Consider the following 17,697-nt stretch of genomic DNA (forward strand, 5'->3'; position numbering starts at 1 on the left):
GTCTTCCTCTAGTAGGGGGCGGTCGCGGTCCGCCGTGCCCACAGCGCATGCAGGCCGCGCGCGGACAGGTCTTCGGGATGGCGCTGCACGCCGACGCCCAGCGTCGTCAGTGCGTGCGCGTAGGAGGCCAGCAGGCGGTCGTTGCCGATCAGGTGCACCTGCGCCGGGCGTGGCGCATGCGAGAGCAAGCCCGAGGCGCGCAACTCGTGGCCGATCAGCAGGCCGGAGAGATACGAAGGCAGCGCTGGTTCGGCGAATTGCTGGAACAGGCCCGTCGTGCGCACGCCGAACAAGTGGTGCAGCAAGCCGCCGGCGTCGGCGCTGCGCTTCAGCCCGGCGTCGAACGCGTAACCATCGAAGCGCACATCGCCGGCCGGCATCAACCGGCCGAGGATGCTGTGCTGGCGCAGCAGCGCGAAGAGTTCGCCGGTCATCGCGGTGGCGATGCGGTGCACCTGGCCGTCGCGCACCGTGACCCACTTGCTGTGGGTGCCGGGCAGGCAGACGACGTGCGTTCCGCCCGGCAAGGCATCGAGCAATGCGGCGAGCTGCGTTTCTTCGCCGCGCATCACGTCGGGCACGCTGTCCGAGTCGCTGTCGCGCAGGCCCGGAACCAGCCACAGCGCGCGGCCATCGAAGCCCGGCGGATGGAAGCGTTGCATGCCGAGCGCCAGCGCTTGGTTGCCGGCCGGGCAGGACAGGTACGGCATCTCATGCCAGCCGCCACGTCCGCCCACCATGCCGCACAGCAGGATGTCGGTGTCGTCCCAGCCGGCGATTTCCTGCGCGAGTACGTCGCCGAAACGACCTGCGCACGCCAGCACGCCCTGGTCGCTGCGGCGGCGCTCGCGGACCTGGCCGTCGTCGGCCATCCGGTACAGGCGCAGGCTGCTGGTGCCCCAGTCGACGGCGATCATGGCAGGCGCACCCGGTCCACGCCGCGCGCCAGCACGCGCCCGGTGCGATGCGCGAACACGCCGCCCGACAACGGCGAGGCGGCGAGCGCGGCGGCGTCGAGTCCGACGCGTGCGCTGGTCACGTACAGCGTGTCCTCGCGCAACACGCTGCACGAAGGCTGTGGCGCCGGGACGCGTACGATCCGGTCGATGCGGCCATCCGGGAGGTAGCGCACCACGCGCCCAGCGCCCCACTGCGCGTTCCACAGCGCGCCTTCGGCGTCGATGATGGAACCGTCGGGTTCGGCGCCGGGCAGGTCGAGGTCGACGAACACCGCGATGTCGGACACGGCCGCGGTCGCCGCGTCGTAACGGCAATGCAGGATCCGCGGCGTCACCGAATCGCAGAAGTACATCCGCGTGCCGGTGGCGTCGAAGCAGATCGAATTCGGGATGGCGGCGTGCGGCAAGGCCAGTTCACGCAGGCCGTGCGTCGCGGTGTACTGGTAGAAGCGGCCCACCGGACGCAGATCGGCGTGTTCGCTCTTGGTGCCGAACACGAAGCCGCCTTCACGATCCGCGCGGCCGTCGTTGATGCGGGTCATCGGGTCGCCGGCCTCGACATCGGTCAGCGGCTCCAGGGCGAGGTCGCGCGCGGACAATTGCGCTTCCACATCGCTCGCATGGAGCCCCTTCGCCAGGCCCAGCAGCAGGCGCCCATCCTCGCCGAGTGCGAGGCAACCGAGCGGCGAGGGGAGCGACCACGTATGCGTGTGGCCGCTGTCGGGGTCGTGCCGCCACAATTCGGCGGCGAGGATGTCGGTCCAGTACAGCACGCGACGGCGGTCGCACCACAGGATGCCTTCGCCCAGCGCGCAGCGGCTGTCGACGGCCAGGGTCGCCAGCGCCGTCGTCACCGCATCACCACTCGGCCACGCTGCCATCGGCATGCCGCCACAACGGGTTGCGCCAGCGCGGCGGCTGCCGGTGCGCTTCCACCAAACGGTCCTCGTCGATCTCCACGCCCAGGCCGGGCTTGGGCAGTGCGGCGATGCTGCCGGTGTCGTCGCAGCGGAAATCCTCTTTGTTGAGCACGTAGTCCAGCAGGTCCGCGCCGGTGTTGTAGTGGATGCCGATGCTCTGCTCCTGCAGCATCGCGTTGTGCGACACGAAATCCACCTGCAGGCACGCGGCCAGCGCAACGGGGCCCAGCGGGCAATGCGGCGCCAGCGCCACGTCGTGCGCCTCGGCTATCGCCGCGATCTTCACGCACTCGGTGATGCCGCCGGCGTGCGACAGGTCGGGCTGCAGGATCGCCAGGCCGCCTGCCGCGAGCACCGGCTTGAACTCGGCGCGCGAGTACATGCGTTCGCCGGCGGCGAGCGGGATCGAGGTCGCATCGGACAATGGGCGGTAGTACTCCCACTGTTCGGGCAACACCGGTTCTTCGACGAACAGCGGCTTGAACGGCGCCAGTTCGCGCAGCAGCACGCGTGCCATCGGCGCGCTGACGCGGCCGTGGAAGTCGATGCCGAAATCGACGCGGTCGCCCATCGCTTCGCGGATCGCAGCGACCTTGGCGACAGCGGCATCGATCGCGCGCGGGCTGTCGATCAGCTTCAGTTCCTCGGTGCCGTTGAACTTGAACGTGTCGAAGCCCTGCGCCTGGTAGCGCTGCATCTGCGTGACGATGTCGGCAGGACGGTCGCCGCCGACCCAGCGGTAGGTCTTCATGCGGTCGCGCACGCGTCCGCCGAGCAGTTGGTAGACGGGCACGCCGAGCGCCTTGCCCTTGATGTCCCACAGCGCCTGATCGATGCCGGCGATCGCGCTCATCAGGATGGCGCCGCCGCGGTAGAAGCCGCCGCGATACAGCACCTGCCAAAGATCATTGATGCGCGCAGGGTCCTGGCCGACGAGATAGTCCGCCAGTTCGTGCACGGCCGCTTCCACGGTGCTGGCGCGCCCTTCGATGACCGGCTCGCCCCAGCCGGTCACGCCCTCGTCGGTCTCCACCTTGAGGAAGAGCCAGCGCGGTGCGGCGTGGAAGGTACTGACGCGGACGATCTTCATGCGGCGTGGTCCAGGTAGGCCTGACGGAAGCGCCGCGCGTGCTCGCGCGTGCGCTCGACCGGCTGGCCGGGCTTGTAAAGTTCGCCGCCGATGCCGGCGCCCTGACAGCCGGCTGAGAGGTAGCCGGAGAGGGTGTCGGGCGTGACGCCACCGACGGCGAATAGGGGAACCGGCGGCAGCACGCTGCGCAGGGCGCGCACCATCGCCGGTCCGTAGACGGATGCGGGGAACAGCTTGAGCATCTGCGCGCCGGCATCGAGCGCGTCGAAGGCTTCGCTCGCCGTGGCGACACCGGCGGCGACCTGCAGGCCGCGCTCGACCGCGTGACGGATCACCGGCGGGCGCGTGTTGGGCGTGACCATCCAGCGTCCACCGGCAGCGCGCAATGCATCCGCATCCGCCGTCGTCAGCACGGTGCCCGCTCCGATCCATGCGCGATCGCCGAACGCCTCCGCGGCAATGCGCACGCTGCGCGCCCAGTCCAGCGAATTGGTCGGGATCTCGATCGCGTCGTAGCCTTCCTCCACCAGCGCGCCCACGTGCGCGGGCACGTCGGCCGGCGTAATGCCGCGCAGGATCGCGATCAGCGGCAGGGCGAAGGGGAGGGCGGGCGCGTCCATGCGGATCAGTCGTGGTAGAGCTGCGAACGGCCGCCATCGATGGTGATGTCGGTGGCGTTGATGAAGCGCGCTTCGTCGCTGGCGAGGAACAACGCGGTGAACGCCACTTCCTCGGGCGTGCCGATGCGCTTGGGCGGCAGCAGTGCCGCCTGCTTCTCGCGAGCGCCCGGTTCGCGCGCGAACCAGGCTTCGATGCGGGGCACCAGGATCAGCCCCGGCGAGATCGAGTTCACCCGGATCCCGCGCGCGGCGTACTCGATGCCGAGCGCGCGGGTCAGGCCGACCAGGCCGTGCTTGGCCACCGGATACGGGAAGCAGCCGGCGATGATCTTGTGGCCATGCACCGACGCGATGTTGACGATGCTGCCCGCGCCCTGCGCCTGCATCGCCGGCAGCACCGCGCGGCAGAGGTGCCAGGCGCCCTTGAGGTTGAGCGACAGGCAGCGTTCCCAATCCTCGTCGGACAGGGTGAGCGGATCGGAGAACACATCCGCACCGGCGTTGTTGACGAGCACATCGATGCGGCCATGCGCGGCGAGCACCGCCTGCACGGCTGCGTCGACGGCGCCGGCGTCGGTGATGTCGGCGATGCGATGCTGCACGCCGTCATCGGCCGCAGGTGCGGCCTGCTTGTCGAGGCCGACCACGGTGGCGCCCTCGCGTGCGAACAGGTGCGCCGTGGCCGCGCCGATGCCGCTGGCGGCACCGGTGACCAGCGCGACCTTCCCGGACAGGCGGCCGCTCATGGGAGACGGATTCCGTCCGGCGTGGACGCGACGATGGCGCCGGCACGCGACGTGCCGTCGGATTGCGATGTCGCCATGGGGCCCTCCTCCCGGCGGTGATCGGATGCGGGGATGTCCCGTGGCGGACCTGTGCCGGCCGTCCCCGGGGCCTCCCCTCGCGGGCGGTCAGGCATGGCTGCCGACCCGCGCATGAAGCGTGGCATAGCCTCGCGTGGGCATCTATGTACGACAAATGAAATTTTTGTCATAGGCTATTCCGCACACGAATAGCTCGTGCCCGGAGGCGACCATGGTCCACCCCACCACCGGCTGGTTCGGCGCCACGCGCCTGAAGACCCGCCATCTTTCCCTGCTGCTGCACCTGTACGAACAGCGCTCGGTCCTGCGCGCCGCCGAGGCCGCCAACATGACCCAGCCCGCCGCGTCCAAGCTGCTGGCGGAGATGGAGAGCCTGCTGGGCGTGCCCCTGTTCGAACGCCATGCCCGTGGCGTGGAGCCCACCTGGTACGGCCAGGTGCTGATACGCCGCGCGCGCTCGGCCCTGTCGGAGATCGGTCGCGCCCACGACGAGATCGCCGCGCTGCGCAGTGGGCGCATGGGCCAGGCCGCGATCGGTACCGTGGTGAATCCCGGTACCACCCTGGTGCCGCAGGCCATCGCGGCGGTGAAGCGCGATTTCCCCGACATCCTCATCAAGGTCGAGATGGATTACAGCCGGCCGCTGGTGGCCAAGCTGCTGGATGGGCAGCTCGACATCGTGGTCGGTCGCATCATGGGCCCCGAAGGCGCGGGCGAGTTGGATTTCGAGCCGCTGGCCGACGAGCCGCACGCCGTCATCGTGCGCGCCGGCCACCCGCTGACCCGGCGTCCGCGCATTACCCACGCCGACCTGGCCGACTACGGCTGGATCATGCCCCCGGCCGCCAGCGTGCTGCGGTCGCGCCTGGATGCGGTGTTCCTCGAACACGGCCAGCCGCCACCGCAGAACATCGTCGAAACCGCGTCGCTGCCGGTGATCATCCATCTACTGCGCCATAGCGACCTGTTGACGGCGCTGCCGGCCGAGTCGGTCGGCCCGTACCTGCAGACAGGGCAGATGTGCGTGTTGCCGATCGAGCTGGGCGTGCGCATGGAGTTCTTCGGCATCATCCGCCGGCGTGATCAGCTGCTGTCCCCGGGCGCCGAGCGCGTCTTGGACGCCCTCCGCAGCACGGCCCGTCGCCTCTATACCGACCTGGAACCCTCCCAGACGGGCACGGTGCCGCCCTCAGGCGATGGCGGCGGCGGTTGAGTCCGAGGACCTATTCGAGTTCGGTATAGCTGGCGATCAATATTTCATTGGTACGGCATGTCAGCGCCGCCTATGCTCCCGCCGCAGTCACAGGAAGGCGGTCCCACGGCCGCCAGGTGAGCGCCAGACACCGTGGCCGGCAGGTTCCGGGCATCGCGGCGCCCCACGGGAAAGACCGAAACATCGACGACGGCGGCCGGGGGCCGCAGCCGTCACCGCTTCATCCGGCCACGGGGCGCGAAGACGTCCGGGCAGGACCACAACTCAATCGTTTGCCATGTGTCCTGGGAGGGAACATCCATGTCAACGCGTCAGCGCCGCATCGCGGCTGGCCCCCGTGCGGGCCGTTCCGCCGGCCGCCACCTTCAACCCACCGTCCTCGCTCTCGGCATCGCGTTGCTGCTGTCGACGCCTGCGTTCGCGCAGGAGGCCACGACCGAGGCGAAGGAAGGCGACAAGACCACCGAACTCGATGCGGTCGTCGTCACCGGTATCCGCGGTTCCGTCTATCGCGCGCAGGACATCAAGCGCGACGCCGACACGTTCGTCGATTCGGTCACCGCACTCGACATCGGCGCCTTGCCCGATCGCAGCGTCACGGAAACGCTGTCGCGCATTCCCGGCGTGACCATCGACCGTTTCCTGACCGTCGGCGATCCGGAGCACTTCTCCGCAGAAGGCGGTGGCGTGCAGGTGCGCGGCCTCACCCAAGTCCGCTCCGAATTGAACGGTCGCGACAGCTTTTCCGCGTCCGGCGGCCGCAGCCTCAGCTTCCAGGACGTGCCTGCGGAGTTGATGGCCGGCGTCGATGTCTACAAGAACCAGAAGGCGGACATGATCGAAGGCGGCCTCGGCGGCACCGTCGACCTGCGCACCTTCATGCCGTTCGATATCGAAGGCAGCCGGTTCGGCATGTCGTTCAGCGCCAACAGGGGCGACTTCGCCGACCAGCTGAAGCCCTCGGGCTCGGTGCTCTTCAGCAATCGCTGGGACACCGATGCGGGCGAGTTCGGCATCCTGGTCAACCTGGCCCATTCCGAACTGGCGACCCGCACCGACGGCATGTTCGTGCGGCCGTTCTTCAATACCGCCAACTCCGACCTCAACAACGACGGCACCAACGAAAGCCTGTGGCTGCCGCGCGGCGCCGACTGGCGCACGCTGGAATACGAGCGCGAACGCCAGGGCGCCTACGTTGCGCTGCAATGGCGGCCGAACGACAACCTGGAGCTGTTCGCCACCGCCTTCCAGAGCCGATACGACGAGTTGTGGTACGAAGACGCGATCTTCGTCTCCAACGATCCGCTGCAAGTGCGCGTCGATGCCAGTCAGCCGTACGAACTCGATGGCAACGTGTTCGTTTCGGGCCGACTGCGGTCGAATGGCGACATCCCGATGGGCACGGACATCCGTGCCTCGCACCGCAAGTCCGACACCACCGACTACTCGTTCGGCCTGAAGTGGCTGTTCAGCGATCGAACCGAGTTCTCCACCGACCTGCAGTACATCAAGGCGAATACCGAGGCGCTGGATTCCACGGTGTCGCTCGGCCTCAACGTGCCCTACATCGACATCGACCTGGGCCATGGCGTGCCGCGGATCGGCGTGGACAACCAGTTCACCGCCAACCCTGCGAACTACTACTGGGGGTTCACGATGGACCACCAGGATGACAACACCGCCGACGAAGTCGCCTGGCGCGCGGACCTGAAGCACAGCTTCGACAGCAATTTCTTCGATTCCTTCAAGGTCGGCGTGCGCGTCACCGACCGCGATGCGCACAGCATCGATACCGGCTACGACTGGCAGCCGGTGTTCCAGCCCTGGATGCAGTGGTGGGCGCTGCCGGGCGGCGTGCCGCTGCCGGGCCTAGACCTCAACGGCACGGTCAACTCCAGCCTGACCAACCTGATCACCTTCGACAACTTCTACCGTGGCGGCGCTTCGACGCCGGGCTCGTTCTACTCGCCGGTGCTGTCTACCGCGCTCAATTTCCCGAACAGTTACCTCGACATCCACGGCGCGGCGATCCCGTACTACACCTGTTGCTACGGCCAGATCACGCCGCGCAACCTCGCCGACCCGCAGTGGGGCAACGTGCAGACCGAGCGCACCTACGCCGCCTACGCGATGCTGAACTTCGCGATGGACGAGGCGCGCATCGACGGCAACGTCGGCGTACGCGTGGTCCGTACGGAGAACAGCGCGAAGGGCTACCTGGTCTATCCGAACAATGCGTTCGCGCCGTACCTGGGCACGGGCCAGTCGGAGCCGATCTCTGCGGAGAACTCGTACACCGATGTGTTGCCCAGTGCGAACGTGAAGTGGGAACCGGCCGAAAACTGGATCGTCCGCTTCGCCGCATCGAAGGCCATCGCACGGCCTGCCTTCAGCGACATGCAGGCCTACCAGGTGCTCAGCGTGGCCGTCCGCGACGGCGTCAACCCACAGCCGGGCGACGAGCTCGGTCCGGAAGACCTGGAACTCACCGGCAGTTCCACCGACAACCCGTACCTGACGCCGATGAAGGCCAATCAGTTCGACCTGTCGCTGGAGTGGTACTTCGCGCCGGAAAGCGGCGGCATGGCCTGGGTGAACTTCTTCTACAAGGACATCAAGGACTACTTCCGCCAACAGACCGAGCTGCTCGCCTATCCGGGCGTCGACGGCAACGACTACGACTATCGCGTGTCCCGTCTGGTGAACGTCGGCAAGGCGAAGATCCAGGGTGCGGAGATCGGCTGGAACCAGTTCTTCGATTTCCTCCCCGCGCCGTTCGATGGGCTCGGCATGTCCGCCAACTACACCTACATCGATAGCTCGACGCGAATCCCGGCGGCCTCCAATGCCGTGCCCGTCGATACCGACGGATCGCTGTTCGACGACCTGCCGGCCGATGGCCTGTCGAAGAACTCGTACAACGTCGCGGCGTTCTACGAAAAGGGCCCGTGGCAGGTTCGCCTGGCCTACAACTGGCGCAGCGAATATCTGCTGTCGATCGGCCCGAACGGCTACAACGGCGGCGACGGCGGCATCCCGTGGAAGCTGCCGGTGTACAGCGACAGCTTCGGTCAGTTGGATGGGTCGATCTTCTACAAGTTCTCGGACAACGTGCAGTTCGGCCTTGAGATGAACAACCTCAACAACGCCGAGCAGCGCACGCTGATGGACCAGAACGGCGCCGGCAAGCGCACCACGTCGTGGTACGTCAACGACCGCCGTTACGCCGCGACGCTTCGCTTCACATTCTGACGCGGTACCAGGAACGGCCGGTGTCGCCGGCCGTTCCTTCGATGGACCGGCGCACGCCCGATGCGGCGCCCGAGGTGTGCTTCCTGCCGGCGCACCGCTGTTCCCCGACAGGAGATTCCGTGCTCACGCTTCGCCTGACCCTCGCGCTGTTCGTTTTCCTGCTGGTGCCCGGCGCGGCGGCGAAGGACGACGTCACCGGCTACCGCTGGCGCAATGTCGCCATCGGTGGCGGCGGTTTCGTCAGCGGCCTGGTCTTCCATCCGCACGAGAAAGGCTTGCTGTACGCCCGTACCGACATCGGTGGCGCGTACCGCTGGCAGCCGCGCGAACAGCGCTGGCAACCCCTGATGGACTGGATGGGCCATGACGACAGCGGCCGCTTCGGCGTGGAGAGCCTGGCGCTGGATCCGTCCGATCCGAATCGCCTCTATCTTGCCGTTGGCACCTATCTGCACGAGCGTGGACAGGATGGCGTGATCCTGCGTTCGACCGATCGCGGGGCGACGTTCCAGCGGACATCGCTGCCGTTCAAGCTCGGTGGCAACGAGCAGGGGCGCGGCAACGGGGAGCGCCTCGCGGTGGATCCGAACGACGGCCGCGTGCTGCTGTTCGGCACGCGTGCCAACGGCCTGTGGCGGAGCGACGATGCTGGCGCGACGTGGCGCGAGAGCGCCGGCTTTCCCGCGATCGCGAAGGATCGGTCGGCCTGGGCGATGGGGTGGCGCGAGCTGCGTCCGATGGGCATCGCGTTCGTCGTGTTCGATCCGGTGGATGGCACGAAAGGCGTGCCGTCGAAGACGATCTACGCCGGCGTCTCGACGAACGAAACCAGCCTCTATCGTTCGCGCGATGGTGGCGCGACGTGGCAGGCCGTGCCCGGCCAGCCGGTCGGACTGCGCCCGAGCCACATGGTGCGCGATGCGCGTGGCCGCTGGCTGTTGAGTTACGGCGACGAGCCCGGGCCGAACAACATGGCTGACGGCGCCGTCTGGCGCCTCGACCCCGCCGGCGATCGCTGGGAAGACATCACGCCCGTGCGCCGCTCGAAGGCCGATGCCGGCTTTGGCTGGGGGGCCGTGGCGGTGGATGCGACGAATCCCGACATCATCATCGCCAGTACGTTCCGTCGGTACCAACCGCACGACGACATCTATCGCAGCCTCGATGGCGGACGCACGTGGGCGGCGCTGTTCCCGCGGTCCGGGTTCGACCATGCGTCGGCACCGTGGACGCAGGACGCCAAGCCGCACTGGATGGCCGACCTGGAGATCGATCCCTTCGATGCCAACCGCCTGCTGTTCGTCACTGGCTACGGCGTGTGGGCGTCCACCAATGCGAAGGCCTTCGATGCGGGCGCCGAGATGGCGTGGCGTTTCGAACAGACGGGCTTCGAGGAAACGGTGCCGCTGGCGCTGACAAGTCCACCGCAAGGCGCGCACCTGGTGAGCGGCCTCGGCGACGTCGACGGCTTCGTCCACGACAATCTCGATGTCTCGCAACAGCGCTTCGCCGGTGTGCGCTTCTCCAACACGGAAAGCCTGGCCTTCGCCGGCCGCGCCCCGCAGGTGATGGTGCGCACGGGCTACTTCCACAACCGGCCGGAAGGCGCGGTGCGTGGTGCATGGTCGAACGATGGCGGGCGTACGTGGACCGCCTTCGCGACCGAGCCGGCCGATGGCGAAGGCGCGGGGAAGATCACGCTCGCAGCCGATGGCAAGCGCGCGATCTGGCTTCCGCGCAACGGTGAGCGCCATTGGATCACCGCCGACATGGGAGGGCGCTGGCAACCGGTGAAAGGCCTGCCGAAAACCGCGGTGGTGGAAGCCGACCGCGTCGATGAAGGGATCTACTACGGCTTCGATGCGATCAGCGGCAAGCTCTACGTCAGCGGTAACGGCGGCGTCGCCTTCGAGGAAGTGCGCGCGCCGGTCGGCGAGATCGGCGACTGGTATCGCGCCGAGATCCGGCCACACCCGGAGAAGACGGGCGAAGCCTGGATCGCCGCATCGTGGCGCGGCCTGCTGCACCTCGCGCCTGGCAAGCTGGAGCGCGTGCCCGGTGTAGACAACGTCATGTCCGTGGGCCTGGGCAAGCCGGCGAAGGAGGGCGACGCGCCCGTGCTGTTCGTGTTCGGCGAAGTGCGTGGGCAGCGTGGCCTGTTCCGTTCGGACGATGGTGGGCGCCGCTGGCGCCGCATCGATAGTGACGCACTGCGATTCGGCGGCATCATCCGCCATGTGACAGGCGATCCCCGCCTGCACGGCCGCGTTTACTTCGGCACCGAAGGACGCGGCATCTGGTACGGAGATCCGGAATGATTCGAGCTGTCCCGCTGTTGTTGGGCCTGTTGGCCATCCCTGCCGTGCAGGCGGTCGAGCTGCCGCGCATCTTCGCCGACGGCATGGTCGTGCAGCGCGACCAACCGGTGCGCGTCTGGGGTGAGGCCGCGCCAGGCGCGCGCGTGCACGTGACCTTCGCCGGCCGCGAGGCCACAGCGCAGGCTGCAGCCGATGGACGCTGGTCGCTGGCGCTGCCCGCGCAGACGGCGGGCGGTCCGCACGTGATGCGCATCGACGATGGCACGCAACCGCGCGTGCTGCGCGACGTGCTGGTCGGTGACGTGTGGCTGGCCAGCGGGCAGTCGAACATGGAGTGGCCGATCGCGCAGTCCGCGGATCCCGAGATCGAAGCCGCACGCGCGACCGACCCGCAGATCCGCCATTTCAAGATCCCCAAATCGTGGGCCGGCGAACCGCAGGCGCAGCTCGAAGGCGGCGAATGGATCGCATCGTCGCCGCAGGCCGCGCCGAAGTTCTCGGCTGCTGCGCACTTCTTCGCGCGCGAGCTGCGCAAGGTCACCGGCGTGCCGATCGGCATCATCGACAGTACGTGGGGTGGCAGCCGTATCGAGGCCTGGATGGACGCTCCCACGCAAGGCGTGGATGCGGTGGCATTGAGGGCGCAGTCCGAACAGCTGCGTGAGGCCGATGCGCGCGCGCTGGAACAGACGCACGCCCATCTGGCGCGCTGGACGTCCTGGCCGGCGGACGACACGGGTTGGGAGAAGCGTGACCTCGATATCCGTGACTGGGTGCCGATCACGGTTCCCGCGCTGTGGGAGAAGACGGGCTGGAATGGCCTGGATGGGGTGGCGTGGTACCGCACCACGTTCACGCTGAGCGCGGAGGAAGCCGCCGCCGGCGTGACGCTGGGCGTAGGGCGCATCGACGATTCCGACATCACCTGGGTCAACGGTGTGCAGGTGGGCGAAACGCGCATGCAGTACAACCAGCCACGCCGCTATCGCGTGCCTGCCTCCGCGCTGCGCGCTGGCGTGAACCAGGTGGCGGTGCGCGTGTCGGACTTCGGCGGCGGCGGCGGCATCCACGGTGAGCCCGCGGAGGTCTTCGTACAGCCATCGGGCGGCGACACGCGCGCGCTGGCGGATTGGTCGTTCCGCCCGTCGCGCGTGACCGTGGCGCTGGTCGACGACAAGAACCAACATCCCACGCTCCTCTACAACCGCATGATCCATCCGCTGCAGCCGTATGCCATCCGCGGCGTGATCTGGTACCAGGGCGAATCGAATGCGAACACGGTTGCGGATGCGCGCAAGTACCGCACCCAGTTCCCGGCAATGATCCAGCAGTGGCGCCGCCAGTGGCAGGCCCCCGACTTGCCGTTCCTGTGGGTGCAGCTGGCGAATTTCTCTTCCGGCGTCGACCAGGGCGACCAGAGCCCGTGGGCGGTGCTGCGCGAATCGCAATCGGCCACGCTGTCGGTGCCGGCCACCGCACAGGTGGTGACCATCGATATCGGCAATCCGGCCGACATCCATCCGCTCAACAAGCAGGATGTGGGCAAGCGGCTTGCGCTGGCGGCGCGGCACGTCGCGTACGGCGAGTCGCTGGTCTACCACGGGCCAGTCCATTCGCAGGCGCAGTTCTCGGCCGGCACCGCGACCCTCGTCTTCGACGGCGGCGGCAGCGCGCTCGCCGTGCGCGGAGGCGGCACGCGCGTGCATGGCTTCGCGCTGGCCGGTGCCGATCGCGTCTTCCATCCGGCCGAGGCCTCGCTCGTCGACGGTCGTGTCGTCGTGCGCAGCGATGCCGTGAAGACGCCGGTGGCCCTGCGCTATGGCTGGTCCGACAATCCGACCGACGCCGACCTGATCAACGCGGCGGGCTTGCCTGCCTCGCCTTTCCGTACCGATGCGTGGTGACCCCGGAATGCCTTCGATGATGCCCCGCCGCCTGTTGCTCCTGTCGCTCGTCGCGCTGCTCGGCCTGGCGGCCTGCCAACCCGCCGGAAAAGGCGATGCGCCGGCCACGGCGAAGGGCGACGGCGCGGCCGATGCGTCCGGTGCCACGCCGATCCCGCAGATCGTCAGCAAGGACGGACGCCATGCGCTGATGGTCGACGGAGCGCCGTTCCTGATCCTTGGCGCGCAGGTCAACAACTCCAGCAACTGGCCGCAGGCGCTGGACGACGTCTGGCCCGCCATCGACGTGGTCAAGCCGAACACGGTGATGGTGCCGGTGGCCTGGGAACAGGTCGAAGCGAAGGAAGGCACCTTCGACTTCTCCTTCGTCGACGTGCTGCTCAAGCAGGCGCGCGAAAAGAACGTACGGCTGATCCTGCTGTGGTTCGCGACATGGAAGAACAACGGCCCGAACTATGCACCGGGCTGGGTCAAGCTGGACAACGCACGCTTTCCGCGCGTCATCACGGCCGACGGTCGCACGCTCAACTCGCTGTCGCCGCATGCGCAGGCCACGCTGGACGCTGATCGCAAGGCCTTCGTCGCCCTGATGACGCACCTGAAGGCCGCCGACCCGCAGCGCACCGTCATCATGGTGCAGCCACAGAACGAGCCGGGTACCTACGGCAGCGTGCGCGATTTCTCGCCGCTGGCGCAGAAGGTGTTCGAAGGCCCGGTGCCCGACGCGTTGCTGAAGAAGCTCGGCAAGACGCCCGGCACGTGGCGCGAGGTATTCGGCGCCGATGCGGACGAGTACTTCCACGCCTGGCACATCGCGCACTACATCGACCAGGTCGCCGAGGCCGGCAAGGCGGTCTATCCGCTGCCGATGCTCGTCAACGCCGCGCTGCGCGGGCCGTTCAATCCCGGTCAGCCCGGGCAGTACGCCAGCGGTGGGCCCACCGACAACGTGCTGGACGTGTACAAGGCCGCCGCGCCGCACATCGACCTGCTGGCGCCGGACATCTACATGCCCGAATACACGCACTACACCACGGTGCTGGACCGCTATTCGCGCCCCGACAATCCGCTGTTCGTCGCCGAAACCGGCAACCGCGAGGAATACCCGCGCTACTTCTTCTCAGCGCTGGGCGAGCAGGCCATCGGCTGGTCGCCGTTCGGCATCGACTACTCGCGCTATTCCAACTGGCCACTCGGCGCCAAGCACCTGGACGAGAAGGCGCTGGAGTCGTTCGCACTGAACTACGCCATCGTCCGCCCGGCGGCGCGCGTGATCGCGCAGGCGAGCTTCGAGGGCAAGGTGCGCGGCACCGCCGAGCAGCCCGGGCAGGCCGTGCAGACGGTGAAGATCGACGACCGCTGGAACATGGTGGTCACCTATGGCGTGCCGCAGTTCTGGTTCCAGGGCGAGCCGCCAGGCAATCCCGAACCGATCGGCCGCGCGCTGGTGGTGCAGCTGGGCCCGGATGAGTTCCTCGTCGCTGGCGCGCATGCGCGCATCAACATAGATGCGGCAGACCCGGCCGTCGCCGCGCGGCAGATCTACGAGTACGTCGACGAAGGCACCTACGTCGACGGCAAGTGGGTCTTCCGTCGCCGCTGGAATGGCGACCAGACCGATTACGGCCTCAATTTCTCCAGCGTCCCGCAGTTGCTGCGCGTGAAGCTGGCGACCTACTGATCGATCCGTGGACCGGCCCGCCGGTCCCAGAACCCGGGTGCCCACGCGCCCGAACGAGGAGCAAACGATGGGTTACTTGAAGACGTTGACGGTGCCGCTGCTGGCCCTGGCCGCCACGGGCGCCAACGCCGCGGGGCAGGACGCCGTCGAGAAAATCGACCACGGCGTGATCGTACGGCCGGTCGATGTGGCCGCCGCCGACGTGAAGGTAGAAGCGGTCGCGCCGGGCATCCTGCGCGTGATGGCCGACCCCGATGGCGATTTCGCGCGCACGCCCAGTCTGATGCGCGCGAAGACCGGCGCACCGCCGGCGGTGAAGGTGGGCGAATCCGGCGGGCAGGTGACGGTCAGCACCCAGGGCATCTCGGCGAAGGTCGATGCGCGCACGGGCCAGGTCAGCTTCTTCGACGCCGACGGCAAGCCGCTGTTGGCCGAGCGTGCGCGCACGTTCACGCCGGCCAAGGTCGAGGGCAAGGATTACTACGCCATCCGCCAGCGCTTCGAATCCCCCGACGATGAGGCTTTCTACGGCACCGGCCTGCACCAGCAGGGCTGGATGAACCTCAAGGGCCGCGATGTCGAACTGCTCCAGCACAACATCGACAAGGCGATTCCCTATCTCGTCTCCACGCGCCACTACGGCATCCTCTGGGACAGCAACGCGATCACCCGCTACGGCGATCCGCGTGGCCTGCAGCCGCTGGGCGCGTCGCTGGACCTGTTCGACGCGCAGGGCAAGGCGGGCGCGCTGACGGCGCGCTACACCGTCAACGGCAAGCAGGTGGTCGAGCGTCGCGAAAGCGAAGTGAATTACCAGTACATCAAGGACCTGGCGAACTTCCCGGCGAAGGGGAAAAACCTCGCCACCGGCGGTCGCAGCGACGTGGTGTGGGAAGGCGAGATCGCGGCGCGCAGCGACGGTCGCCACACCTTTTCGCTGTACAACAGCGAATACGCCAAGCTCTACGTCGACGGCAAACTGGTGCTCGACCGCTGGCGCCAAAACTGGAACCCGTGGCACCACGAGTTCGCGCTGGAGATGAAGGCCGGCCAGCGGCACAAGGTCAAGCTGGTGTGGGACCGCATCGAGCCGGCGTACATCGCGTTGCTGCATCGCGATCCGCTGCCGGCCGATGAGGCGAAGGACCTGTCGATCTGGTCCGAGGCCGCGCAGGCCATCGACTACTACGTGGTCGCCGGCGACGACGCCGACCGGGTGCTGGCCGGCTACCGCACGCTGACCGGCAAGGCCGTGCTGCTGCCGAAGTGGTCGTACGGTTTCTGGCAGAGCCGCGAGCGCTACAAGACCCAGGCTGAACTGACTGGCGCGCTGGACGAGTACCGCAAGCGCAAGCTGCCGATCGACGCCATCGTGCTCGACTGGTCGTACTGGCCGGAAGACGCCTGGGGTTCGCACGATTTCGATGCGAAGAACTTCCCGGATCCGGAAGGCATGGTCGAACACGTCCACGACCAGCACGCGCAGATCATGATTTCGGTGTGGCCGAAGTTCTATCCGACCACCGCGAACTACAAGGAACTCGACGCCGCCGGCCACATGTACCACCGCAATGTCGAGGTGGGCGAGCTGGACTGGATCGGCAAGGGCTACCTCAACTCCTTCTATGACCCGTATTCGAAGGAGGCGCAGGACATCTTCTGGCGCCAGGTCAACGGCAAGCTCAACGCGAAAGGCTTTGATGCCTGGTGGCTGGACGCCAGCGAGCCGGACCTGCACAGCAACATCGACATCGGCGAGCGCAAGGCACGCACCACGCCGACGTCGCTGGGCCCGTCGACGGAGTTCTTCAACTCGTATCCGCTGGTGCATTCCGAAGGCGTGTACCGCGGCTCGCGCGAGCAGGATCCCGACAAGCGCGTCTTCATCCTGTCGCGCGCGTTCTTCGCGGGCCAGCAGCGCGCCGGTGCGGCGTTCTGGAGCGGCGACATCGTGCCGCGCTGGGATGACCTGCGCGAGCAGATCTCCGGTCTGGTCAATGCCTCGATGGCGGGTGCGCCCAACGTCAGCTTCGACATCGGCGGTTTCTCGCCGGAGAAGCGTTACGAGAACAAGGACCCCGCGCACCTGGCCGAATGGCGCGAACTGAGCTTGCGCTGGTTCCAGCACGGCGCGTTCGTGCCGATCTTCCGTCTGCACGGCCAGTTCCCGTACCGCGAGATCTGGGAAATCGCGCCGGAAGGTTCGCCGCACTACGACAGCTTCGTCCATTACCTGAAGCTGCGTTACACGCTGCTGCCCTATATCTACACGCTGGCCGGCGACACCTACCACCAGGACGGCACCCTGCTGCGCACCCTGGCGATGGATTTCCCGTCCGACCCCAAGGTGCGCGACATCGCCGACCAGTACCTGTTCGGTCCCGCGTTCCTGGTCGCGCCGGTGACGACGTTCAAGGCGACCACGCGTCCGGTCTACCTGCCCGCAGGCACGAGCTGGATCGACTTCGAGACCGGCAAGCGCTACGACGGCGGCCAGACGATCGAGGCGGCCGCACCGCTGCAGCGCATGCCGCTGTTCGTCCGTGCCGGCGCCATCGTGCCGCGCACCGTGGTCCAGCAGTTCGTGGATGAGAAGCCCGATGCGCCGCTGACGATCGAGGTCTACACCGGCGCCGACGGCAGGTTCTCGCTGTACGAGGACAACGGCCGCAGCTACGGCTACGAACGCGGCGAATCCAGCCGCATTCCGTTGGCGTGGGATGAGAAGAGCGGCGAGCTGCGCATCGGTGCACGCGAAGGGCGCTATCCCGGCATGGTCGCGTCGCGCGAGGTGCGCGTGCGCTTCATCGACGGTCCGCGCGCCGATGCCGGCACGCTGGAACCGCAGGGCGACGTCACCGTCCGCTACGACGGCAAGGCGCAGGTCGTGCGTTCTCCCCGCACTGCACGATGACA

At 67.7% G+C, this 17,697-nt stretch carries 11 protein-coding genes; 6 read left to right on the forward strand and 5 right to left on the reverse strand.

Going from position 1 to position 17,697, the window contains the following annotated elements:
• Nucleotides 1-8: 8 nt before the first annotated feature.
• From BM365_RS12555 to BM365_RS12575, 5 genes are read right to left on the reverse strand one after another with little or no spacing between them, the layout of a single operon-like run.
• Nucleotides 9-917: a 2-dehydro-3-deoxygalactonokinase gene (locus tag BM365_RS12555; protein ID WP_093489898.1), complete on the reverse strand. Its 909-nt coding sequence runs from the start codon at nt 915-917 to the stop codon at nt 9-11.
• The gene (locus BM365_RS12560; protein WP_093489899.1) at nt 914-1,840 is read right to left on the reverse strand and encodes an SMP-30/gluconolactonase/LRE family protein; all 927 of its coding nucleotides are present in this window, start codon (nt 1,838-1,840) and stop codon (nt 914-916) included. Before BM365_RS12560 ends, BM365_RS12555 begins: the two co-directional genes overlap by 4 nt.
• A complete protein-coding gene (gene dgoD, locus BM365_RS12565) occupies nt 1,818-2,969 on the reverse strand; it encodes a galactonate dehydratase (protein WP_093489900.1) in 1,152 nt (383 codons plus the stop codon). The genes BM365_RS12560 and dgoD overlap by 23 nt, the downstream gene beginning before the upstream one ends.
• Nucleotides 2,966-3,589 (reverse strand): 2-dehydro-3-deoxy-6-phosphogalactonate aldolase, encoded by a 624-nt coding sequence (locus tag BM365_RS12570; protein ID WP_093489901.1) that lies wholly within the window; start codon nt 3,587-3,589, stop codon nt 2,966-2,968. The genes dgoD and BM365_RS12570 overlap by 4 nt, the downstream gene beginning before the upstream one ends.
• 5 nt (nt 3,590-3,594) lie before the next feature.
• On the reverse strand, nt 3,595-4,335 hold the full coding sequence (locus tag BM365_RS12575; protein ID WP_093489902.1) for an SDR family oxidoreductase: 741 nt from the start codon (nt 4,333-4,335) through the stop codon (nt 3,595-3,597).
• 289 nt (nt 4,336-4,624) lie between these two features.
• Between BM365_RS12575 and BM365_RS12580 the strand changes: the two genes are divergently transcribed.
• The 6 genes from BM365_RS12580 to BM365_RS12605 all read left to right on the forward strand — a co-directional run bounded on the left by BM365_RS12580 (nt 4,625) and on the right by BM365_RS12605 (nt 17,695).
• The gene (locus tag BM365_RS12580; protein ID WP_093489903.1) at nt 4,625-5,626 is read left to right on the forward strand and encodes a LysR substrate-binding domain-containing protein; all 1,002 of its coding nucleotides are present in this window, start codon (nt 4,625-4,627) and stop codon (nt 5,624-5,626) included.
• A 300-nt stretch (nt 5,627-5,926) separates the two neighbouring features.
• A complete protein-coding gene (locus BM365_RS12585) occupies nt 5,927-8,878 on the forward strand; it encodes a TonB-dependent receptor (RefSeq protein WP_093489904.1) in 2,952 nt (983 codons plus the stop codon).
• A gap of 119 nt (nt 8,879-8,997) precedes the next feature.
• Nucleotides 8,998-11,196, forward strand: a complete 2,199-nt coding sequence (locus BM365_RS12590; protein ID WP_175502090.1) for a sialidase family protein — start codon at nt 8,998-9,000, stop codon at nt 11,194-11,196.
• Nucleotides 11,193-13,100 carry a sialate O-acetylesterase gene (locus tag BM365_RS12595; protein WP_093489905.1) on the forward strand — a complete coding sequence of 636 codons (1,908 nt, stop codon included), beginning with the start codon at nt 11,193-11,195 and terminating at the stop codon, nt 13,098-13,100. The genes BM365_RS12590 and BM365_RS12595 overlap by 4 nt, the downstream gene beginning before the upstream one ends.
• A 7-nt stretch (nt 13,101-13,107) precedes the next feature.
• Nucleotides 13,108-14,781: a GH35 family beta-galactosidase gene (locus BM365_RS12600; RefSeq protein WP_093489906.1), complete on the forward strand. Its 1,674-nt coding sequence runs from the start codon at nt 13,108-13,110 to the stop codon at nt 14,779-14,781.
• Nucleotides 14,782-14,848: 67 nt separating this feature from the next.
• A complete protein-coding gene (locus tag BM365_RS12605) occupies nt 14,849-17,695 on the forward strand; it encodes a TIM-barrel domain-containing protein (RefSeq protein WP_093490770.1) in 2,847 nt (948 codons plus the stop codon).
• Nucleotides 17,696-17,697 lie beyond the last annotated feature (2 nt).

This window comes from Pseudoxanthomonas sp. YR558, assembly GCF_900116385.1.
GTDB lineage: Bacteria > Pseudomonadota > Gammaproteobacteria > Xanthomonadales > Xanthomonadaceae > Pseudoxanthomonas_A.